This is a genomic window from Ideonella flava (genome assembly GCF_051857595.1).
Lineage (GTDB): Bacteria > Pseudomonadota > Gammaproteobacteria > Burkholderiales > Burkholderiaceae_C > Ideonella.
Genome location: NZ_JBPZHD010000002.1, coordinates 248,938 through 270,209, shown reverse-complemented (window position 1 = coordinate 270,209; position 21,272 = coordinate 248,938). Strand labels below are relative to the sequence as shown.

The window sequence follows — 21,272 nt, the reverse complement described above, 5'->3', positions numbered from 1 at the left end:
CTCAGGCCGCTGCGCCAGCAGCCTGCAGCGCCGTGCGAGGCGTTGCCGGCCGCAAGAGGAAGTGCGCCAGGGCCGGGAGCAGCACCAGCGCGCCGACCATGTTCCACACGAACATGAAGGCCAGCAGGATGCCCATGTCGGCCTGGAACTTGATCGGCGACAGCGCCCAGGTGCCCACGGCCAGCGCGAGCGTGATGCCGGTCAGCATCACGACCCGGCCGGTGAACTGCAGCGCATGCAGGTAGGCGGCCGACAGCGATTCACCGGCCCGCAGCCGCGCGAGCATCACGCTGAGCACGTACAGCGCGTAGTCCACCCCGATGCCCACGCCCAGCGCGATCACCGGCAGCGTGGCGACCTTCACCCCCATGCCCAGGGCCACCATCAGCGCCTCGCACAGGATGGAGGTGAGCACCAGCGGCAGCACCGCGACGACGACGGCGCGCCACGATCGGAAGGTCACCCAGCACAGCAGCAGCACCGCGCCGTAGACCCACCACAGCATCTCGCGCATCGCCTGCTTGACCACGATGTTGGTGGCCGCCGCGATGCCCGCGGAGCCGGCGGCGAGCATGAAGCGCTCATCGGCCGTCGACTCCTTCGAAATGAAGGCCTCGGCGGTCTCGACCACGCTGGCGAGCGTCTCCGCCTTGTGGTCCTTCAGGTAGACGTAGAGCGAAAGGAACGAGCAGCCCTGGTTGAACAGCTCGCGCGGAGCACGCGTCTGCACACCCCCCAGCGCGCTGTCGTTGGGGATCAGCTCGAACCACTTCAACTGCCCTTCGTTGTAGCCCACCATCGCGAGCTTCGACAGCGCCGCCATCGAGTTGGTCGACTCCACGCCGGGCAGCTGCTCCAGCTGCCACGCCAGTCGGTCCACCTTGGCCAGGGTGCCGTAGCGGGTGCATTGGTCTTCGGGCGTGGAGACCATCACCACGAGGATGTCGCTGGAGGCCGCGTAGTGCGCCGTGACGTAGTCGTTGTCGCGGTTGTAGCGCGAGTCCGCCCTCAGCTCGGGCGCACCGGGATCGAGATCTCCCACGTTCAGCCGCGTGCTGATGGCATAGCCGATCAGCGCCATGGTCGTCGCGACGGCGATAGCGGCAATGGCCGGGCCGCGCTGGGTGAAGCGATCGAGCAGCCGCCACAGCCGGCCGGTCTCGGCGCCGGCTTGGGGATCGTCACGCAGGCTGCGCCTGGCCGCCGCCGGACTCACGCCGATGTACGACAGCAGGATGGGCAGCAACACCAGGTTGGTGAAGATCAGCACGGCCACGCCGATGCTGGCCACCAGCGCCAGCTCCTGGATCGCCTGGATGCGGATCAGCGCCAGCACCGCGAAACCCACCGCATCGCACAGCAGCGCCGTCAGGCCTGCGACGAACAGACGCCGGAAGGTGTAGCGCGCGGCCACCACCCGGTGCGTGCCGCGGCCCACGTCCTGCATGATGCCGTTCATCTTCTGCGCGCCGTGGCTCATGCCGATGGCGAAGACGAGGAAGGGCACGAGCACCGAGTACGGATCCAGCGCATAGCCGAGCAGCGCCAGCAGGCCGGCCTGCCAGACCACCGCGACCAGCGAACAGGCCACCACCAGCGCCGTGCTTCGAGCGCAGCGCGTGTAGCCGTACAGCACCACAGCGCAGATCACCAGCGCCACGGCAAAGAACATCAGCACCTGCTGCAGCCCCTCGATCAGGTCGCCCATCACCTTGGCGAAGCCGATGACATGGATGCCGACGACGTCGCTGTCGTACTTGACGCGCAAGGCTTCGAGTTGACGCCCGAGCTGGCCGTAGTCCAGCGCCTGGTGCGTCTGCGGATTCACGCTCAGCAGCGGCACGAAGACGATGCTGGACTTGGCGTCGCCCGCCACGATCTGGCCGATCTCGCCCGAGCGCTCGACGTTGGCACGCACCTCGGCCAGGGCTTCGGGCGAGCCGTCGTAGCTGTCGCCCATCACGGTGTTGCCGTCCAACCCCTCTTCGGTCACCGCCACCCAGCGGGTGTTGGCGGTCCACAGCGACTTCATGAACGGCCGGTCCACGCCCGGCATCAGGTAGACCTCGTCGCTGATCTTCTGCAGCACCTCGAGGTAGTGCCGGTCGTAGATCGAGCCCTTCTTCGCTTCGACCACGATGCGCACCGCGTTGCCCTGCCCGCCCAGGTCGGCCTGGTGCGCGAGGTAGTTGGCGATGTACGGGTGCAGCGTCGGGATGGTCTTCTCGAAGCTGGCGTTGAGGGTGAGCCTCGTGGCCTGCCAGCCGAAGACCAGCGTGGCCAGGAGGCACAGCAGCATCACCCACGGCCGGTGGTTGAACAGCAGGCGCTCGGGCCACGAGCCGGAGGCGGTGTCGAAGTCTTCGAGCCGGGCCACCACGGGTTGGGCGGCCAGCGTGTCGGGGGCGTGCATGGGGACGAATCCGTTCAGGGGGTGCGGCGCGTGCCGCGCAGGCTGGCGATGACCCAGGCGCCGTCGGGCGTGGGGGCCAGGCCGGCGGCGGGCAACGGGCCGGCCGGGGTCTTCTGGGAGGTGAAGCTGCGGCCGTCGTCGTGGCTGGCGAAGAGCTCGCCGGTCTGGCCGAGCAGCACGAGTTCGCCCGGCGCGCGTTCCAGGCCGGCTTGCAGCGTGATGGGGGTGCCGAGCTCCACCTTGTCCCAGCTTGCGCCGGCGTCGGATGAGCGGAAGGCGCTGCCGCGCAGGCCGTAGGCGATCAGGGTGCCCGAGCGCGCCGCAAGCAGGCCGAAGAAGCTGCCCTTGTACGGTGACGGCAAGGCGGAGAAGCTCGCGCCGTTGTCGGTGGAGCGCAGGAGCAGGCCCTGCTCGCCGGCGACGAACCAGCGCTCGCCCTGCACCCGCACGCCATACAGGTGCAGGCTCTTGGGGTTCGCGGACGCGGTGGGCAGCGGCGCCCAGTGCGCGCCGCCATCCGACGTGGCGAAGGCCAGGCCGTAGGCGCCCACGGCCACCGCATGCTGCGCGTCGATCACTTCCAGGTCGAAGAAGGGCTTGTCGGGCCCCTCCTCCACCATGCGTTGAGCCTGTCGCCGAGCACGCTCGTCGGTGCCAGCGGCTGCTTGCAAGGCCGCGGCGGCTTGAACACCGTCGAGCTGCCTGGTCCAGCTGCGCCCGCCGTCCTCGGTCTTCAGGATCACGCCCAGGTGGCCCGCAGCCCAGCCCACGCGCTCGTCGGCGAAGCGCACGGCCGTGAGACCCGCCTGCACCGGCACCTTGGCCTGCTGCCAACGCGTGCCGCCATCGTCGGACCACAGCACCGTGCCGCGCTCGCCCACCGCCACCAGGCGCTCGCCGGCCCTCGCGACCGCGAGCGTGGCGGCGCCCAACGCCTTGGGCGTGACCAGCGCCGCCTCGGTGAGCGCCGACGGCACAGCGGCCTGCGCCACCGCACCGCACGACGCCAGCAGCAAGGCCAGCCAGCGTCGTTTCATCACCTTGCCCCTTCGTTGGCGAGCTCTTCAGGGCTGAAGAAGGAACGCGGCAGCGGCGGCACGACCTTGTACTGCGACGGCAGCTCGTTGCTCGCCATGTTCAGGTAGTAGGCCCCCGTCTGCAGGTCGTAGCCGCCCCAGAACATGTTGCCCACCAGCGCGGGAATGTCCGGCGCCAGCAGCGTGAGCGTGTAGTTGGTGCGCAAGAGCTCGCCCTTCGCGTCCCAGCCGTCGAACAGGATGATCTGCCAGCTGTCCTCGTCGATGTAGTACTTGCGCTTGGGCACGACGTGGCGCTTGCCTTCGGCGAGCGTGGCCTCCACCTCCCACACCCGGTGCAGCTCCCAGCGCACGAGATCGGGGTTCAGCGTGTGCGGCGTCACCAGGTCGGCCACCTTGGCCGAAGCGGCGCGGTTGTTGTTGTAGGGGATGTAGAGCTCGCGCTTGCCGACCAGCTTGAGGTTGTGCTTGTCGATCGGGCCGAAGAGCATGAAGGCCTCGTCGAACAGGCCGATGCCCGAGGTCACCGAGTCCGGCGTGTCGTAGGCCACCGAGGGCGCCTTGCGCACGCGGCGCTGGCCGACGAGGTATTGCCACAAGCCGCGCGGGTTGCTCGCGTTGAGGTTGTCGTGCGCCAGGATGGCCTCGCCCGTCTTGGAGCCCGGCTCGCTCACGGCGAACTTGCCGAGCGCGTAGTAGCCATCGAACTTCTCCAGGCTGCCCTCGGGGTCGTAGTACTGGCGACGGAAGCTCTGGGTGCCGCCCGAGGCCATCGCCCGCTTGCCGTCCGACGTCACCACCCACACGCGCACGGGCGCCTGCACGTAGGTGCCCGTCCAGGCGAGGCGGTGGTTCTGGAACACCTCGTCGCCGTCCTTGGGCAGCGGGAACGGGATGCCGCCGTAGGCGCCTTCGGTGCCGTGGCCGTTGTCGACCAGCTTGGCGCGGGTCGCATTCTTGAAGGTGTTGTCGTAGACCCATTGCGGCGCGGCCGCGGTGCGGTGCGTCGGGTAGACGTCGATGTGGAAGTCGGGGTACTTCTTCATCAGCGCCTTGACGCCGTCGCTGAGCCTGGCGTCGTACTGCGCCATGTTCTTGGCGCTGATCGAGTAGAGCGGCTTCTCGCCGGGGAACGGGTCGGGCCGGGCGTCGCCGCTCTTGTAGCCGGCCGCGGCCTTGGTCATGCCGCCGTCCCAGGCGGGAATGCTGCCGTCCTTGTTGGCGGCGCGCTCGGCGCCCAGGGGCGTGAGCGTGGTCTTGAGCTTGGCGGCCTCGTCGGCGGAGACGGCTGCGTGGACCAGGGGGGCGGCGAACGCTGAAGCCACCACCAGGGCGATGAAATGCTTGCGGTGCATGAGGAACTCCGGGTCAGAAGGTGCGGGCGAGGTTGAAAGCCACGTAGGCGCGGTCTCTCAGCGATTGGCCGAAAGTCAGCTGTCGCGGCGAGCCGCTGCCGGGCACCAGGGTCTCGGTGAAGGTCTTGGCCTTGCCGAAATAGTCGGTGTAGGTCAGGGCCAGCTTCCAGTCGTTCTGGTAGGTGCCCTTGACGCCGATCGTGTAGTCGCCTGCATTCGAGGCGCCGCCGGCGAAGTTGAAGATGGCCGAGGAGCGGCCGCCGAAGTTGTAGCCCACGCCCACCGGGATCGAGAGGTCCAGCCCCGGCAGCACCTGGAAGTACTGCGGCTCGAAGATCGCGCGGAAGGCGAATGCGCCCTTGGTGGTGTTCGGGTCCAGGCCGCCTATGCCTTGGCTGGAACCGTCGGCCGCGGCGAAGATGTCCTTGGTGACCTCGAGCGTGCGGTTGTAGGACAGCTCGGCCACCACCGCGCCGCCGCCCCACAGGTCGCCCGGCTGCAGCACGTAGATGCCCGAGGCCTGCAGGTGCGCGGTGCGGCCCACGGCGTAGCAGGGGTCGGCGTTCGAGTCGCCGCAGGTGAGCACGGGGCCGAGGCCCAGCACCGCCGGGTCGCTGGTCAAGGGCGCGTTCCAGCGCAGCGAGCCTTCGACCGCCCAGTTCAACTGGCCGACCGAGGAGGTGACGCTGGCGCCAATGGTGCGGATGTTCTCGGCGTAGGCCAGGTGCACGTTGCCGTTGACGAAATCGAACACCGGCGCGGCGGGCGTCTTGTCGTGGTACTGCGCGGCGTAGAAGCCGAACTCGTAGTCGCTGCCGGTCGGGCTCCAGCGCACCTGAAGGCCGCCCTGGCCCGAATCCTTGGGCTCCAGGTCCTTGCTCTTGTCGTAGGTCAGGAGGATGGGGTTGCCGTTGGGGTCCAGCCCGAAGTTCACCGTGCCGGTGCCGACGTAGTCCTGGTTCGAGAAGTAGCTGCCGACGCCGGGGATCTTGCTGGGCCGCCACTTGAACTGGTAGTAGGCGCCGACCGAAACGCCCTCGGCAATCTGCAGCGAGCCCGAGGCCTGCTCCACCGGCAGCAGCACTTCCTTGAACTGCCAGCCGGGCACCGAGACGATCTTGGCCACGTCCACCGGCCCTTGCGCGTTGGCGATGCCGTTCTGGCCGAAGAACAGGCTCTCGCCCCACTGCAGCGTGTGGCGGCCGATGCGCACCGTGCCCTTCATGCCGCCGATGTCGCCCTTGGCGTAGACGAAGGCATCGAGCAGCTCGCCGCCGCGGCCGTGCTGGCGCTCGGTGTCGGGCAGGAACTCGTTGGGTGCCTGGTCGCTGAAGTTGTTGGAGGTCGAAGTCGTCACGCCGATGGGCGTGCCGCCGGCGTAGATGGGCGTGCCCTGGTAGCTGCTGTGGCGCAGGTAGACGCTGTCGCGCCAGGCGCTGCCCGACACGCGGGCGCCGAAGTTCGGGCCGGTCAGGTCCATCTCGCCGAGCAGGTCGAAGCGGCTGGAGATCAGGCCCTTCTTGAAATTGTGGTCGCCGTCGTCTTCGTTGACGGTGCCCGGGTCCACCGCCACGTCGAAACGCGTCAGCGCCGCCGAGGGGTCGTTGAGCCGGTAGCCGGCGCTGTACTTGGGCGTCAGGTCCAGGCGCAGCTTCAGGTCGCTGTCGGCCGGCAGGGCGATGTCGAAGGCGTGCACGGCGGCGGGCAGCGCAAGGGCGGCCGCGACTGCCAGCGCATGGCGGGTGGGTTTCATGGTGTCTCCGTTGTTTGCTTAAAAAGACGGCTTCTCGTGTCCGCTTGCTTGCTCCAGCAGGAGGTGGAAGGCCCGCTCCGGCCCGCCACCTCCCATCCCTCACTCAAGCGTTCACAGGTAGGTCGACGCCAGGCCGCCATCGACCGGCAGGTTGACGCCACTGACCCAGCGCGATTCATCGGCGCAGAAGAAGGCCACCACCGGCGCCACCTCGTCGGCCAGCGCGGGGCGCTTCATGCGGTGCGCGTCCTTCTGCACGCGCTCTTCGCCGAGCATCTGGACGAAGTCGCCCAGGATCGGCGTGAAGACCGGGCCGGGCGCCACGCAGTTCATGCGCACGCCGTGCGAGAGGAACCACTTCTGCGATTGCGTGACGGTCCAGACGATCAGCGCTTCCTTGAAGTACTGGTAGCAGGTCTCGTGCGGCACCGGGTTCTTCGCCAGAAAGGCCAGGCCTGCCTCGAAGCTCGGCGTCTCGCCGAGGGCCTTGTGCAGGTCCAGCCGGGCCGGCCATTCGGCGCCCAGGATGGAGGAGATGTTGACGATGGATCCCCCCTGCGGCAGACGCTCGAGCGCTCGGGCACTGAGGTGTCGCAGGCCGAGGTAGTTGACGCGGGCCACCAGGTCGACCGGCGCGGTGCCGGGCACGCCGGCCACGTTGCACAGCGCGTCGAAGCGCTCAGGCAATTGGCGGAATGCCGCGTCGATCGCGGACTGCTCCGACAGGTCCGCCTTCACGAAACCGTCGATGGTGATGGTCGGGTCGTTGCGGTCCATGCCGATCACGCGGGCGCCGTTGAAGCGCAGCAGCCGCGCGGTCTCGGCGCCTATGCCCGAGCTGACGCCGGTGATGACGATGGTCTTGCCTTGGACGTTCATGGGTTGGTGTCTCCTCGTGTTCTTCAGAAGGGGAACGGCGTGGCGGTTGCCTTCACCGTCAGCCATTGCCAGGTGGTGAACTGCTCCCAGTCGCCAGGCCCGCCGTGCGAGTTGCCGTTGCCAGCGATGCCCGGGCCGCCGAAGGGATTCACCGCGTCGTCGTTCACCGTCTGGTCGTTGACGTGGACCATGCCGGCCTTGAGCTGCTGGCCGATGGCGAGCGCGCGGCCCACCGAGGCCGAGATGACGCCGGCCGCCAGGCCGCCATGGCTGGTGTTCGCGAGCGCGACCGCTTCCTCGTCGGTCTTGAAGGTGGCCAGGTTGACCACCGGGCCGAAGGTCTCTTCGTCGAAGCTGGGCATGCCGGGCTTCACGCCGCCCAGCACGGTCGGCTTGTAGAAGAGCCCGTCGTAGCTGCCGCCGGCCAGCAGTTGCGCACCGGCCTTCACGCTGGCCTGCACCGTGGCGTGCACGCGGTCGCGCTGGCGTTCGTCGATCAAGGGTCCGAGGGCCACCTGCCCTGTCGCGCCGTTGCCCACCGGCAGATGCGTGGCCTTGCCCACCAGCCGCTCGATGATGGCGGGCGCGATGGCCTCGTGCACCAGCACGCGGTTGCTGGCCATGCAGATCTGGCCCTGGTGCAGCCAGGCGCCCCAGGCGATGTTGCTGGCGGCGACGTCCGCATCCGCGTCGTCCAGCACGATCAGCGCGTTGCTGCCGCCGAGTTCGAGCGAGACCTTCTTCAGGTGCTTGCCCGCCAGCTCCCCGATGCGGCGGCCGACGCCGGCCGAGCCGGTGAAGGAGATCATCGCGACCTTCGGCTCGGTGACCAGCGCCTCGCCCACGTCCGCCCCACCGGGCAGCACGTGCAGCACACCGGCTGGCAGCCCGGCCTGCTCGAAGAGTTGCGCGATCAGCAAACCGCCGCTCACCGGCGTGCGCGGATCCGGCTTGATGATCACGGCATTGCCCGCGGCCAGCGCCGGCGCGACAACGCGCAGCGTGAGGATGAGCGGGAAGTTGAAGGGCGAGATCACGCCCACCACGCCGTGCGGCACGCGGCGCGCGATCGAAAGCTTGCCGCCTGCGCTGGGCAGCACCTGGCCCTGCGCCTGCATCGGCATCGAGGCAGCGATCTGGCAGAACGCCACCGCCTCGCGGATCTCGTGCTGGCCCTTCGGAAGGATGGCACCCGTTTCACGCGTCACGTACAGCGCAAGCTCGTCGAAGTGCTGCTGGAAGAGCGCGGCAGCGCGGTGGAAGACGGCGGCGCGGTCGCGTGGGCCCATCGCGGCCCAGGCCTTCTGCGCGGTCGCCGCGGCTTCGGCGGCGCTGGCCACGTCGGCGGCCACGGCACGTCCGCAGCGCGTGAGCACCTCGCCGGTCGCGGGCTCGATCACCTCGGCCGCGGAGGAGGCAGCGCGCCAGCCGTCGCTGTACACATGTTCACGCCACAGCGCGTGGTCGAGAAAGGCAGGGAGAGCGGGGGTCGTCATGGGCAGGCTCCTGAAGTTCGCTTGCCTGCCTCTTTCGCAACGCCCGTGCCGCCGGCGTGCCCGCCGCACTTTGACGGGGCCTGGCGCCCCGCGCCGGCGCATTCGTTTTCAGAGTGAAACCATCGTGCCGCCCTGGGACTTACCCGGATCCCAGGTGCTGCGCCGCATCACAGGGTTTTCTCGGGGCCGATATGTTTATGAATTGAAAACAATTTGGACCAACCGGTCCTGACACGATTCATCAATTCAGCAAGCGACTCCCAGATGGCCAAGCCTCCTCGCATTTCCCTGGCGGAAGTGGCCCGACAGACCGGCACCATGCTGCGCCGCGGCGACAGCGGTCACTTCGTGGACGGCCAGGCGCCGACCATGGCGGACCTGACCGAGTCGCTGTTCTTCTCGCCCGGCGACGGCCGCATCTGGCTGAACGATCAGCGCATGCTGCTGCTGCACAGCTCGGCCATCGGCCACCTGCGGCGCGAGCTGATCGACACGCTGGGCGTGGACCGGGCGCGCGGCCTGCTCACCCGCGCGGGCTACGTGGCCGGCGCGCGCGATGCGCAGCTCGTGCGCGAGCGCTGGCCCCACGGCGACGCGGCCAACGTCTTCATGGCCGGCACGCGGCTGCACGCGCTGGAGGGCGTGGTGAAGGTCACGCCGATCAGCTTCGACTTCGACATCGACCGCGGCACCTACGAGGGCGAGTTCCTGTGGGAGCACTCGAGCGAGGACGACGAGCACATCAGCGCCTACGGCATAGGCACCGAGCCGGCCTGCTGGTCGCAGATGGGGTATGCCACCGGCTACGTGACCAGCCTGTTCGGCCAGCTGGTGATCTTCAGGGAGATCGAGTGCCGGTCGATGGGCGCGAGCGTGTGCCGGGTGATCGGCCGCCATGCCGCCGGCTGGGGCGACGTCAGCGAGGACCTGCGCTACCTGGAGGCCAAGGACTTCCGCCGCCTTTCCCCGACCTCACCTGACCCCGAAACCGCACTGACCGAAGTCGTGCCGGCTGCGGTGCCGGCAGCCGAGGCCGCCGGCGAAGACCGCCACGAGATCGTCGGCGCCTCCTCCGCCTTCAACTCCGCCTGCCATCAGCTGGCCCGCGTGGCCGGCACCCGCGCCACGGTGCTCTTCACCGGCGAATCCGGCGTCGGCAAGGAGGCCTTCGCGCGCCGGCTGCACCGCATCAGCGCGCGCAGCCAGCAGCCTTTCATCGCGGTGAACTGCGCGGCCATCCCCGAGACGCTGATCGAAAGCGAGCTCTTCGGCGTGGAGCGCGGCGCCTTCACCGGCGCCAGCCAGTCGCGTCCCGGCCGCTTCGAACGGGCCGACGGCGGTACCCTGTTCCTCGACGAGATCGGCACCCTCAGCCTGGTGAGCCAGGGCAAGCTGCTGCGCGCGCTGCAGGAGGGCGAGGTCGAGCGCGTCGGCGGCACGCGCATCCTGCGTGTCGACGTGCGCGTGGTCGCCGCGACCAACGTGGACCTGCAGGCCGAGGTGCGTGCCGGGCGCTTTCGCGAGGACCTGTACTACCGCCTCAACGTCTACCCCATCCACCTGCCACCGCTGCGCGAGCGGCGCGACGACGTGCCGCTGCTGATGAACCACTTCCTGCGCCGCGAGGCCGATCGCCACGGCCGCCGCCCCACGGGCTTCACGCCGCGCGCGGTGCGGGCGATGCTGCACTACGCCTTCCCGGGCAACATCCGCGAGCTGCAGAACCTCATCGAGCGCGGCGTCATCTCGGCCGAGGACGGGGCGGCGATCGACGTGGCCCACATGTTCCGCCGTGAACAGTTGAGCGACGAAGCCCTGTTGGCCATAGGTGCGGGCGGCACGCTGACGGCCCCCAGGGACGGCGCCGGCGAACCCAAGCGCCTGCTGGAGATGCTGAGCGGCGCCCTCAACGGCAGCGCCGGCGGCGACAGCCTTTCGCTGGACGAGCTCGAGCGCCGCCTGCTGAAGGAGGCCGAGCAGGCCGAGAAGGGCAACCTCGCCGCAGCCGCGCGGCGCCTGGGCCTGACCCGCGCACAGTTCGCCTATCGGCTGGAGAAGGCCGCGGGCCCCGCGGCCCCTTCGTGATCACTCGCCCGTCGGGTGCAGGGATTCCTTGCTGAGCACCGTCAGGCCGCGCGCCGCGGCCAGCAGGGCCGCGCGCAGGATGGCATCGGCATGCGCGCCGCGAAGCTTCACCTTGCCCGCAGTCACCTGCCCGCGCACCTTGGCCGCAATCGCTTGCGGCGTGGCCGGCGTGCCACCCGCGGCGGCCTGGACCGATGCCAGCATCGCCAGCGCCGCGCGGGGCGGGATGGCGCCTTCGCGGGTCCGCGGCGGCGAGCGTTCGGCCAGCTCGCTCTGCGCCGGATCGCCCGCGGCCGCGCCCGGGGCCGGTGCCGCAGCCCGCACCTTCTCGGCGTCGGCATCGCCCTGGGCGGCCGGCGGCAGGAAGGGCGGCACGCCCGGCGGCAATCTCATGCCATTGATGGTCATGGCGATCTCCTCATGCTCTCAGGAAGGTGGACGCGTCCTCGGACCTCTCGAGCCGGCCCAGGGCGGCGACCGCCTTGCGCTGCTCTTCGAGCAACAGGTACTGCAGCGGGCTCTCGCCGGGTTCGGGTGCGCTCTCGACGTGCTCGCAGGTGGCGATCAGCAGCGCGATCGCATCTGCCCGGCAGGTGTCGTGGTCCTGCTGAGGGTCCTGCATCAGCTCGCCGGTGACCTCCTCGATCAGCGCGTGAAAGCGGCGGACCAGCTCCGGGCTCAGGCCCTTGGGGGCCGATGCCTTGGGAGGGGCCGCCGAGCCGCCTTGCCCATCGTCCGGGCGCACGCCGCCCCCCGACGCGCCGCCGACCGGAGGGAAGACGTCGATGACGGGAATGTCGGGTCGACTGAATGGGGGACTGTCTGGAAACACGTGTCCGGCCCTGCAAATTTTTGTGCAGCCCAGTATCCCGGCGGTGCGGCGAAGGGCCTGCGGCAGCAAGCGAAGTCGAGGGCGGGCGGGCGAAGTGCCGCCTCGGACTATCGATGTCTCCCGGCGCGGCAATCGGTCACAGCGCCCGGGCGGCATGCGCGTTACCGTGGGGCCCACTCATGCAGCACAAGGACGGCCGGCACAGCGTACCGCGTGGTCTGCCAGGAGGCAGGGCTGCGTTCAGCAGCCTTCAAGGCATCCTTCGTCCGAACCTGGGCCAGCGCGCCGGCGCCGGCACCGGAATCGCCCTGATCATGGTCGACATCGATCACTTCAAGCGCATCAACGACAAGGCGCTCTACCGCGCCAAGTCTCAAGGCCGCAACCGCGTGGTGGTCGGCCAGCCGTGACCGCTCCGCCCGACCCCAGCGAAGGCGTCGCTCGCCTGAGCCGCAGCCTGCACGCCCTGTACGGCAGCGAGGCCGAGCCGATCGGCCTGGGCTGGATGGACAAGCGCCTGCGCGAGTTGCGTGCGCTCGTCGACCACGAGCGCGCCTGGTGGGGCGAATGCTCGGCGGCCGAGGGTGCCGATCCGCCCCTGAACTGGCTGCATGGCAGCGTCGGCCTGGCCGCCGGCTTCGCCGAGGAATGGAACGCCATCAGCGCAGCGGACGAGTTCGCCGGTGCCTCCATGGGCGAGCTCGGCAAGGTCTGCCGATCCAGCGGCCACGAGTCGCCCGGCGCGGGCATCGAGGCTTTCTCGCGCCGCCACGATCTCTTCCACGCCATGGCCATCACGCTGGAGCTGCCGGGCAGCGGCCTGATGTTCTTCGTCTCGCTCTACCGCGGCGAGCGGGCGCAGGCCTTCAGCGATTTCGATGCCCTGCTGTTCGGCGAATACGGCGCCCACCTCGCTCGCTGCTGGCATTCGCGGCTGCGGCAGCGCCTGCGCAGTACCCAGGCCGCGGCCAGCGACACGCTCGCGTTATGCGAGCCTTCGGGGCAGGTGCTCTACCTGGGGCGCACGCTCGCCGAGGCGATCCGCCGCACGCTGGTCGACTGGCAGGGCACCACCATGCCCGCCCCCCTCGTCGCCCGGTTCGGCGAGCGCCCGTTGAGCCTGCGGCTGGGCAAGCTGCCGCTGGCCCTGGCCACCTGCGGCGAGCTGGTGGCGGTGACCCTGGCCGGCCGGGCCGCGCCGGGCGAGCTCACGCCGCGCGAGCGGGCCGCCGCGCTGCTGTATGCCGAGGGCCACTCGTACAAGGCCATCGCCGCCAGGCTGGGCCTGAGCCCCGCCACCGTTCGCACCTACCTCAGGGACGCCTACCTGCAGCTGGGAGTGCGCAACAAGGTCGAGCTGGGCGCGCGCCTGTCGAACGGCTGAACCCCTGCATTTGCGGAGGGCCGTGCAGAGGCGGTGCCCCTTAGCCTGCGACGGCGCGGCTGTCCTGGTCTGCCCGATGCCGCGCGCGCAGCGCCCTGGAGGCGAAGCGCCGGGCGCTCGACGACAGGGGCTTCGCATGAGGTGGATGAAGTGGGCCGGTGCGCTCGGCGGCGCGGGCTTGGTGGTGCTGGGCTGCGGAGGGTCCGGCACGACGCCGGCGGACACGGTGCTGAACCATGGCTACGTCTACACGGTGGACTCCAAGGACTCGGTCAGCCAGGCCGTGGCCGTGCGCGACGGCCGCATCGTCTATGTCGGCAGCGACGAGGGCGCCGCGGCCTACATCGGCGGCCGCACGCAGGTGGTCGACCTGGGAGGGCGCATGCTCATGCCCGGCTTCGTCGATGGCCACCTGCACCCGCTGGCCGGCGGCCGCGCGCTGCTGCTGTGCAACCTGCAGTACGCCACGCTGACGCGAGCCCAGCTGCAGTCGGCCATCCAGGGCTGCCTGGACAGCAGCGCCGACAAGGAACCCGACACCTGGCTGGAGGTGGTGAACTGGGTCCGCCAGGCCACGCAGGGGGTGGATGCGGATCCTGACAAATCCACGCTCGACGCGCTGACGACCTCGCGGCCCATCCTCGTGCGCTCGTCCGACTTCCACACCGTGCTGACGAACAGCCGCGGCCTGGTGCTGGCCGGCGTCACCAAGGACACGGTCGACCCGCCCGGCGGCAGCTTCGCTCGCGATGCCGGCGGCAACCCGACCGGCATCTGCGAAGACGCCGCCGGCTGGGCCGTCTCGTCCGTCATCCCGCCGGACACCGACGAGGACCGCCTGAACCAGGCGCGCGCCGCCCTGGCCGCCATGCGGCTGCAAGGCGTGACCACGTTCATGGACGCCGCCGCGGGCGCCGACCAGGGTGCGGCCTTCACCGCCTTGCAGAAGGCGGGCGAGCTGACGGCACGCGGCTTCTTCGCGCCGACGATCTCGGTCGAGGAAGCCACGGCGGATCCGGTCCAGGCCGTGGCCGCCGTCAAGGCACTGGCCGCGCAGTACGACCAGGGCACGCACGCTCCGGTCCCGACGATCAGCTTTCGCCACGTCAAGCTGTTCGGCGACGGCGTGGTGAACGCGCCCGCCGACACCGGCGGCGTGCTCACGCCCTACTTCACCAACACCGGCACCGACAGCGCGCCGAACTGGGTGCCGGGGACCAACCTCGGCAGCGTGTACTTCGCGCCCGAAGTGCTCAAGCCGCTGATGGCCGAGATCGCCAGGTCGGGCCTGGACCCGCACGTGCACGCCACCGGCGAGCGCACGGTCCGCCAGACGCTGGATGCGGTCGAGTTCGCACGCCAGCAGGTGCCTGCGACGACGTTCCGCCCGGTGATCGCGCACAACGAGACCGTGGCCGTGGCCGACTACCCGCGCTACCAGTCGCTGGGCGTGATGGCGAGCTTCTCGTTCCAGTGGGCCCAGCAGGCGCCCTACTCCGTCGGCGAGACCGAGCACCACCTGGGCCCCGACCGCTTTGCCCGCATGGAGCCCTTCGGCAGCCTGCGCAATGCGGGCGCGCGCGTGGGCTACGGCAGCGACTGGCCGATCGACCCCTTCGACGAGATGCTGGCGCTGAAGATCGGCGTCACCCGCTCCGGCGACCCCGAGAGCCCCAACAGCTTCGGGCCCGATTTCGCCGGCCCCATCAACGCCGACCCGGCCCTCGGCCGCGCCGACGCCCTGCGCGCCATCACGATGAACTCGGCCTGGCAGCTGCGCATGGAAAACGAGGTCGGCTCGATCGAGGTCGGCAAGTTCGCCGACTTCATCGTGCTGGACAAGAACTTCCTGCAGCAACCGGCGGAGGAACTCGCCCGCAACCAGGTGCTGCTGACCATGGTGGGCGGCCAGGTGGTGATGGCCAAGGCCCCCTTCGGCGACGTCGGCACCGTGGCGGCGGTGAGGGTGGCGAGCGGGCGCTCACGCGCGCTCAACCTTCGCGCCTCCAGCGGCCATGCCGTCATGCCCGGCGGGAACCACCCGCACGGCGACGGGCATAACCACTGAAGGGGCTGGACGCCGCGCGCACAGTGTGAAGGCGGGTCACCCTGCTGTCCGACGACGAGGCGACCGCGACCACGAGCTCAAGGGCGTTGCGGCGCAAGGTCTCCGCCCCGAGCCGCGGCCAGTCGGCACCGAGCGCGTGAGCTCCTGCGATGGATCGACGCAGCGCCCTCGGCCACATGCCGGCTCGCCAGCACGCAGGCCACCGTGCCCAGGCCGGGCCAGGTGGTGTCGCCCACCAGCCACAGGCCGCTCGGGCCGATGTCATAGGGAATGGCGTGCTGGTTGCTGTTGGCCAGTGTCAGCCGCGCTCCACCGACCGCGCCGCGCGGGCGCAGCGTGAAGCGCTGGTAGCTGCGGGGCGTCGCCATCTCCATGACCCGGGCCGAGCCGCCGAGCCTAGGGTAGACGCGGCGCGCATGGCCGAGGAGCCGTTCGGCCGACTGGCGCTTGGCCGCGGCGTAGTCGGCCTCGTTCAGAAACTCCCAGTCTCGCAACTCGCAGTGAGTGGACACCATCACAGCCCGATGCCCGGCGGGCGCGCTGAGCGTGTCGCCCGGGGCGGACACCGAGATGAACATGTTGTTGCCGTTGCCCAGCGGGGCGGCATAGTCCTGCAGCAACTGGTGGTGCGTGAAGGGCTGGCCCATGACCTCTTGGTCCGGCACCCCCATGAACAGCACCAGCCCGCCTCCCAGCGCCGGCTCGTCGCGTTGCAGATAGGGCTGCAGGCTCTGCTCGAGCAAGGGTGCGGCCAGCTGGACGGCGGCTTGGGCCGGCACCGCCAGCACCACCTGACGCGCCGCCCACTGCTGACCGGACAGGGTGTGCACGCGGTAATCGCCAACGCGCCCCTCCACGCGGCCCACCGGCTGGGACAGTCGGACCGCACCGCCCAGTTGCACATAGCGCTGCAGCAGCATCCGCACGAAGCCGCGCATGCCGCCGGCCATGCGCGCCAGCCCCGCCCCCCGGATGCCGATGCCGAGCGCGGCGTTGACAAGCGGGGCGCTGCGCAGTTGCGCATGCACGGTGTCCTCCACCATCATCGACAGCAAGCCGACCAGTGGCCGGCAGTCCGCCAGGTGGTGGCGATCGAGCGCCTCGCCCATCGACCACCCCAGGGCACGCAGCAGCGGCGCATCGCGCCAGCGAAAGGCTCGTGCGTTGCCCAGCACGTCGCCCACCGAGCGCATCGGCATCTTCACGCCTCGCCTGGCCGCGGGCCAGAAGGCATCGCCGAGGCGATCCATGAGCGACCAGAACGCGCGGTGGCCAGCGCTGTTGCCCAAGGTGGCCAGCCGCTCCGTCGCCCAGGCCCCGGGATCGCGATGCAGTTTCACGCAACGGTCGGGCAGCCAGGCCTGGTAGCCCGGCAGGAAGTCGCCTTCGAGCGGTGGCAGGCCCACTTCATCCAGGAAGCAGCCGCCCACGCCACCGGGCTCGAAATCCACCAGCGTGGTCGCACCCACGTCGAAGCTGAAGCCGCTTCGCGCATAGAACCCGGCGCAACCTCCGACGCGGCTGTGCGCCTCGAGCACCAGAGTCCTCAGGCCGCGTGCCTGCAAGCGCATAGCGGTGGCGAGGCCAGCCAGCCCGGCACCGACGACGACGACGTCATGCATGGCGGGCACTCCCATGCTGCGGAGTCAGACACACCAGCGAGGAATGCTTCACCGGCCGCCCCGTGCGGCGGCACGCGCCGAGGATCGCGCCCGCCGGCACGCCATGCAGCGCCAACACGCTCATGAGGGACAGGCTGGGCTGAGCATGCGAGATCGCAAGGCCGAACACCGCGCAACCGGCCAGCCCGCACAGGGCCCCGCGGGCAGCCCGGGCCCAGGGGCCCACATCGTTCCGGCGAGTCTTCCACTGCCACAGGCCGAAGAGCAGTCCGCAGACCAGCGCTGGCACGCCACCCAGGACATAGGCAAAGGGCACGGAGATCACCATCCACACGTAAGGAACGACGCCGATCAGCGGCCCCCAGAAGCCGAAGAACATCGTCGACGAGGCGACCACCCTCCATCCCGAGCGGTCGTCCATCACACCCTCCTCGCGGTACAGGCGCCGTCGCGACACCGTGGCTGCCGAGCCTCGCGCCACGCGATCCCGCGCATCACCAGCGGCGTGAGCCGATGCAGCCGAAGGCGCGAAAGGGTGTAACGGTGCCTGACGACCCAGGCATAGAAGGCCGCGGTGAACGGCCGCCACTGGCGGTTGGTCCACCAACGCGCCACCGCGGTGAATCCCAGCGCGCCATAGACGACACCGAGCGCGTCCACCCCACGGTGCCAACTGCCCTGTTCGTCGCGCACGTGGATCGAGGACATCATCGCCTCGCGTGTCGCGCCGACCCTCTGGTAAGGCGCGTCGTCGAAGTCCGGCGCCGAGCAATCGACCAGCGTCAGCCGGCCCTCGTCGTCCACGGCTTTCAAGGCCTTCATCTCGGTGCTGCACAGACGGCAAGAACCGTCGTAGAACACAGTCAACAGCGGGCTGGTCATATCTTCTCCTTCTCTTATTTCAGTCGAGACAGAAATCAATCGGCAAAAAAAATCACTCGCCCTTGCCGCGCACGAAGGACTGGATGCGCGCACCCAGCTTCATGATCTTCATCAGGGTCGTGGGGTCCAGCCGCAGCATCTCATCACCCCAGGACGACAGCGTCTGCATCAGCGCCAGCGTCTCGCCGATGCGCTGCCGGCTAAGGCTGTGTTCGCGTGCGATATCGGGGCTGGACAGGCAATCGCGCAGGGCCTGGATGGTCGGATCGAACTCGCGCGCCTTGCGCTCCTGGACGACGACCCGGAAAAGCTCCCAGACGTCGCCCAGGGTCTCGAAGTGGTCGCGCCGGTCGCCCAGCAGGTGGACGACGCGGACGAGGTTCCAGTTCTGCAACTCCTTGAGGCTGTTGCTGACGTTGGAGCGGGCCACGCCCAGCGTCGAGGTGAGTTCCTCGGCGTGCATGGGGCGGCCCATCAGGAACAGCAGTGCATGGATCTGTGCCACCGTCCGGTTGACCCCCCAGCGGCTGCCCATCTCGCCCCAGTGCAGCACGAAGCGCTGCGCCACCGGAGTGAGCGATGCCATCGCCGGCGAGGCCGCCTGCCCGGGGTCTGCTGAAGCTTGGACGTCATCCATGGCAGCGACTATAGACGGCCATCAATTTCTGTCAATACAGAAACAACAGCCGCAAGACCCTGACCTCAAGCGCTCAAGGAGAGCACCCTGTCCAGCCCCCGGTGCAGCCCCACCAGCCCGCTTACCTTGCGGATCGCCAGCACCGCGCCGTCGACATAGGGCTTGGCGCTCGTGCCGGCCTGGTGGCGCAGGACCAGCGTCTGGTCGGGCATGCCGAAGATCACGTCCACGCCGAGCACATGGCCGGGCAGGCGGACGGAGTGGACCTGCGTGCCGGCCACCGTGGCGCCCCTGGCCTGCGGCGGGCCGATCACCTTGTCCGGTGTCACCGTCTCCTGCGCCGACCGCGCCTGCGACTGCATCCGCGAGGCCAGCTCGCGCACGGTGCCGCTGGGCACGTCGACCTTGGTCGCGCTCCCGTAGTCGATGATCTCCCAGTGGGTCAGCACCTTGGCCGCCATCAGCGCGAACTGCTGCAGCAGCACCGCGGTGAGCGCGAAGTTGCCGCAGGCCAGCACGCCGCGCTGGTGCTTCTGGGCCTCGACGTCGATCTCGGCATAGTCGGTGTCGGTCAGGCCCGACGTGCCCACCACCACGTGGGCGCCGGCCGCCAGCGCGGCGAGGATGTTCGCCTTGGCAGATGCAGGCTTGGTGAACTCGACGAAGACGTCGCACGCCGGGCCCGCAAGCGCCTCGGCGGCGGAGGCGAACACGGGCGCGCCGAGCCCCGCCTCGCCCAGCACCGCGCCCAGGGTCTTGCCGGCATGCGTGCGCGACACGGCGGCCACCAGCGAAAGGCCTGGCGCCGCGCCGATGCCACGCGCCAGCTCGGATCCGGCCCAGCCGGTGGCACCGGCCAGGCACACGCGGATGTCGCTCATGCTTGCTCCTTGTCTAATGTCCTGTCGGCTTGCGGCCGACGTGGATGGCCACGATCCCGAGCGAGTGGCGCTCGAACTGGACGTCGACGAACCCGTGCCGGCCGATCTCGAGGGCCAGGTCCTCCGCCGACGGGAACTCGCGAACGCCTTGCAGGAGGTACTTGTACGCCGAAGCGTCGCCCCCTGTCGCCAGCCAGCCCAGGACCGGCATGCAGAGCGCCATGTAAGCCAGGTACAGCCGGTGCAGCGGCGCCCACCTGATGTTGGACGCCTCGAGGACGATCAGCCGGCCGCCCGGCTTGAGCACGCGAAAGGCCTCGTCCAACGCTCGCCGCCGATGGCAGATCTTCAGCCCCAGCGAGATGGAATACGCATCGACGCTCCCGTCGGGCATCGAGGGCATGCCCTCCGCATCGAGCAGGCACAGCTCCACCCGTTCGCGGTAGCCGGCGAGCCGGCGCTGGGCCACGGCGAGCATCTTCGGACTGATGTCCGACGCGATGACGCGCCGCCCCCGCGTGGCTTCATGCGCCAGGATGCTCAGGACGATGTGGCCCGTTCCGGTGGCTCCGTCGAGCAGCGTGGTCCACGGCTCGTCGGCGATGCGGCGGGCCACGCGACGCTTCCACAGGCGGTGGATGCCCAGGCTGAAGACGTCGCACAGCAGGTCGTAGCGGGAAGCGATGCGCCCGAAGACGTCGTCGTGCTGCCAGGCGAATTCGGCGGCGTTGTCCAGGCTCTTCGGCGCGGAGGAGTTCATATCACTCGACGACGAGGGTGTAGGTCACGGCCTGCGCCAGGCTGGGCAGGATGCCGCCGAAGTTGACGGTGTGCACTCCGGGCGCCATAGGCTTCAAGGCAACGTAGTAGCCGTCGGCAGCGGCATCCGGACGCTCGTCCCGGACCAGGCTGAAGCAGTTCCTGCTCGCCTGCCGATGGGCTTGCAGGCCCTCGACACGGCGCCCGTCGATCTCCAGCACCAGGGCGGACGGCTCGTTCGTCAGGGCCGCCGCCTCGTCGACCAATGCCTTGCATGGCCGCGCATCACCGGAGCCCTGGTAAGTGACGTAGTTGATGAGCGGGAAGAACAGGACCTTGCCCTGGGGCACGTGGCAGGTCCGCTCGGTGCGATGCGTCCCATACGTGCCCGCCAGGAACCACACCGACCCGCTCTGCCGGCTGGCGCAGAACTGGCCCGTGCGGTCGGCTACGGGGCTGCGTGCGCGCTCGAAGGAGAAGGCCCACTGCCACCAGCGCTGGGACCACTCCAGCTGCGAGGCGCCGGCCAGCGGCTCCTGCGGCGGAATCACCGCGATATCTCCGGCAAGGACCCCCTGGCAGAGCACCGACAAGGGCAGTGCGAGCGTCAGCTCTCTGAGTCGGATCATGGCGCCTCCCGTGCGCATCGGATTCATTGTGGATGTGGCCGGCGCCCGTGGCACCGGCGGGCTCTTCAGGGCTGTTTCTCGGCCGGATCCCAATGCTCGGCGATCTTGCCGTTGGCGATCCTGAACATGTCGAACCAGGTGGTCGTGTACTTCTTCGCCGGGTCTTTCGGATCGGGCAGCTGGCGCACGAAGGCAAGCACCACGAGATCGCCATCGGCGGTGATGGAGACGAGCGGCGCGCTCACCTTGGGCTGGATGGGCCCGGGCTTCTTGAACCGGCCGAAGAACTCGACGAAGGCCGCGCGGCCGGTGGGCACGTTCGGGTTGTGCTGCAGGTAGTCCTCGGTCATGTACTTGTCGGCCAGCTCCAGATGGCCGGCCTCGAAGACCTCGCGCCAGAAGTCGTAGACCAGACGCTTGTTCTGCTCAAGGCGCGGGTCCGGGCTGGACAGCAGCGCCGCATGGTCGGGGGCGGGCGTGACGGGCAACTGCGCCCGGGCGGAGCCAGCCCAGGAGCAGGCGGCGATCGACAGGAGCAGGACGAGGCGGTGCAGGTTCAT

General features: G+C 69.6%; 20 protein-coding genes. 4 read left to right on the top strand and 16 right to left on the bottom strand.

What is annotated here, in order from left to right; genetic code table 11:
• Position 1: 1 nt before the first annotated feature.
• From ACS5PM_RS04940 to ACS5PM_RS04915, 6 genes are all read right to left on the bottom strand, one after another.
• Entirely contained in the window at positions 2 to 2,413 is a 2,412-nt protein-coding gene (locus tag ACS5PM_RS04940) for an efflux RND transporter permease subunit (RefSeq protein ID WP_439386085.1), read from the bottom strand.
• 14 nt (positions 2,414 to 2,427) lie between these two features.
• A complete protein-coding gene (locus ACS5PM_RS04935) occupies positions 2,428 to 3,450 on the bottom strand; it encodes a WD40/YVTN/BNR-like repeat-containing protein (protein ID WP_439386082.1) in 1,023 nt (340 codons plus the stop codon).
• Positions 3,450 to 4,805: a DUF1329 domain-containing protein gene (locus ACS5PM_RS04930; RefSeq protein ID WP_439386080.1), complete on the bottom strand. Its 1,356-nt coding sequence runs from the start codon at positions 4,803 to 4,805 to the stop codon at positions 3,450 to 3,452. Before ACS5PM_RS04930 ends, ACS5PM_RS04935 begins: the two co-directional genes overlap by 1 nt.
• A 13-nt stretch (positions 4,806 to 4,818) precedes the next feature.
• A complete protein-coding gene (locus tag ACS5PM_RS04925; protein WP_439386078.1) occupies positions 4,819 to 6,558 on the bottom strand; it encodes a DUF1302 domain-containing protein in 1,740 nt (579 codons plus the stop codon).
• 111 nt (positions 6,559 to 6,669) lie between these two features.
• Positions 6,670 to 7,437, bottom strand: a complete 768-nt coding sequence (locus ACS5PM_RS04920) for a coniferyl-alcohol dehydrogenase (protein WP_439386076.1) — start codon at positions 7,435 to 7,437, stop codon at positions 6,670 to 6,672.
• 23 nt (positions 7,438 to 7,460) lie between these two features.
• On the bottom strand, positions 7,461 to 8,933 hold the full coding sequence (locus ACS5PM_RS04915) for a benzaldehyde dehydrogenase (RefSeq protein WP_439386074.1): 1,473 nt from the start codon (positions 8,931 to 8,933) through the stop codon (positions 7,461 to 7,463).
• A gap of 264 nt (positions 8,934 to 9,197) precedes the next feature.
• Here ACS5PM_RS04915 and ACS5PM_RS04910 point away from each other — a divergent pair, with 264 nt between their 5' ends.
• The gene (locus ACS5PM_RS04910; protein ID WP_439386072.1) at positions 9,198 to 11,018 is read left to right on the top strand and encodes a sigma 54-interacting transcriptional regulator; all 1,821 of its coding nucleotides are present in this window, start codon (positions 9,198 to 9,200) and stop codon (positions 11,016 to 11,018) included.
• Here ACS5PM_RS04910 and ACS5PM_RS04905 read toward each other — a convergent pair whose 3' ends face one another.
• Both ACS5PM_RS04905 and ACS5PM_RS04900 read right to left on the bottom strand, forming a co-directional pair.
• Complete coding sequence (locus ACS5PM_RS04905; protein ID WP_439386070.1) at positions 11,019 to 11,426, bottom strand: hypothetical protein; 408 nt, start codon at positions 11,424 to 11,426, stop codon at positions 11,019 to 11,021.
• A 10-nt stretch (positions 11,427 to 11,436) separates the two neighbouring features.
• Positions 11,437 to 11,850, bottom strand: a complete 414-nt coding sequence (locus ACS5PM_RS04900) for a hypothetical protein (protein ID WP_439386068.1) — start codon at positions 11,848 to 11,850, stop codon at positions 11,437 to 11,439.
• Between the two features lie 179 nt (positions 11,851 to 12,029).
• On the opposite strand from ACS5PM_RS04900, the gene ACS5PM_RS04895 reads away from it, so the two are divergent.
• The 3 genes from ACS5PM_RS04895 (at position 12,030) to ACS5PM_RS04885 (ending at position 15,302) form a co-directional block, all read left to right on the top strand.
• Complete coding sequence (locus ACS5PM_RS04895) at positions 12,030 to 12,260, top strand: nucleotidyl cyclase domain-containing protein (RefSeq protein WP_439386066.1); 231 nt, start codon at positions 12,030 to 12,032, stop codon at positions 12,258 to 12,260.
• The gene (locus tag ACS5PM_RS04890; protein WP_439386064.1) at positions 12,257 to 13,234 is read left to right on the top strand and encodes a helix-turn-helix transcriptional regulator; all 978 of its coding nucleotides are present in this window, start codon (positions 12,257 to 12,259) and stop codon (positions 13,232 to 13,234) included. Before ACS5PM_RS04895 ends, ACS5PM_RS04890 begins: the two co-directional genes overlap by 4 nt.
• Before the next feature lie 136 nt (positions 13,235 to 13,370).
• Positions 13,371 to 15,302: an amidohydrolase gene (locus tag ACS5PM_RS04885; protein ID WP_439386062.1), complete on the top strand. Its 1,932-nt coding sequence runs from the start codon at positions 13,371 to 13,373 to the stop codon at positions 15,300 to 15,302.
• Positions 15,303 to 15,379: 77 nt separating this feature from the next.
• Here the strand turns inward: ACS5PM_RS04885 and ACS5PM_RS04880 are convergent, their stop codons facing one another.
• From ACS5PM_RS04880 to ACS5PM_RS04845, 8 genes are all read right to left on the bottom strand, one after another.
• A complete protein-coding gene (locus tag ACS5PM_RS04880; protein WP_439386059.1) occupies positions 15,380 to 16,924 on the bottom strand; it encodes a phytoene desaturase family protein in 1,545 nt (514 codons plus the stop codon).
• Positions 16,917 to 17,345 carry a hypothetical protein gene (locus ACS5PM_RS04875; RefSeq protein WP_439386057.1) on the bottom strand — a complete coding sequence of 143 codons (429 nt, stop codon included), beginning with the start codon at positions 17,343 to 17,345 and terminating at the stop codon, positions 16,917 to 16,919. The genes ACS5PM_RS04880 and ACS5PM_RS04875 overlap by 8 nt, the downstream gene beginning before the upstream one ends.
• Positions 17,345 to 17,806 (bottom strand): thiol-disulfide oxidoreductase DCC family protein, encoded by a 462-nt coding sequence (locus ACS5PM_RS04870; protein WP_439386055.1) that lies wholly within the window; start codon positions 17,804 to 17,806, stop codon positions 17,345 to 17,347. Before ACS5PM_RS04870 ends, ACS5PM_RS04875 begins: the two co-directional genes overlap by 1 nt.
• Positions 17,807 to 17,858: 52 nt before the next feature.
• Positions 17,859 to 18,392, bottom strand: coding sequence for a GbsR/MarR family transcriptional regulator (locus ACS5PM_RS04865; RefSeq protein WP_439386053.1), 534 nt, complete (start codon positions 18,390 to 18,392; stop codon positions 17,859 to 17,861).
• Positions 18,393 to 18,508: 116 nt separating this feature from the next.
• Positions 18,509 to 19,324, bottom strand: coding sequence for a 4-hydroxy-tetrahydrodipicolinate reductase (gene dapB, locus ACS5PM_RS04860; protein ID WP_439386051.1), 816 nt, complete (start codon positions 19,322 to 19,324; stop codon positions 18,509 to 18,511).
• Positions 19,325 to 19,337: 13 nt separating this feature from the next.
• Positions 19,338 to 20,084, bottom strand: a complete 747-nt coding sequence (locus ACS5PM_RS04855; protein WP_439386050.1) for a ubiquinone/menaquinone biosynthesis methyltransferase — start codon at positions 20,082 to 20,084, stop codon at positions 19,338 to 19,340.
• 1 nt (position 20,085) lies between these two features.
• A complete protein-coding gene (locus tag ACS5PM_RS04850; RefSeq protein ID WP_439386048.1) occupies positions 20,086 to 20,712 on the bottom strand; it encodes a hypothetical protein in 627 nt (208 codons plus the stop codon).
• A gap of 65 nt (positions 20,713 to 20,777) precedes the next feature.
• Positions 20,778 to 21,272, bottom strand: coding sequence for a nuclear transport factor 2 family protein (locus ACS5PM_RS04845; protein WP_439386046.1), 495 nt, complete (start codon positions 21,270 to 21,272; stop codon positions 20,778 to 20,780).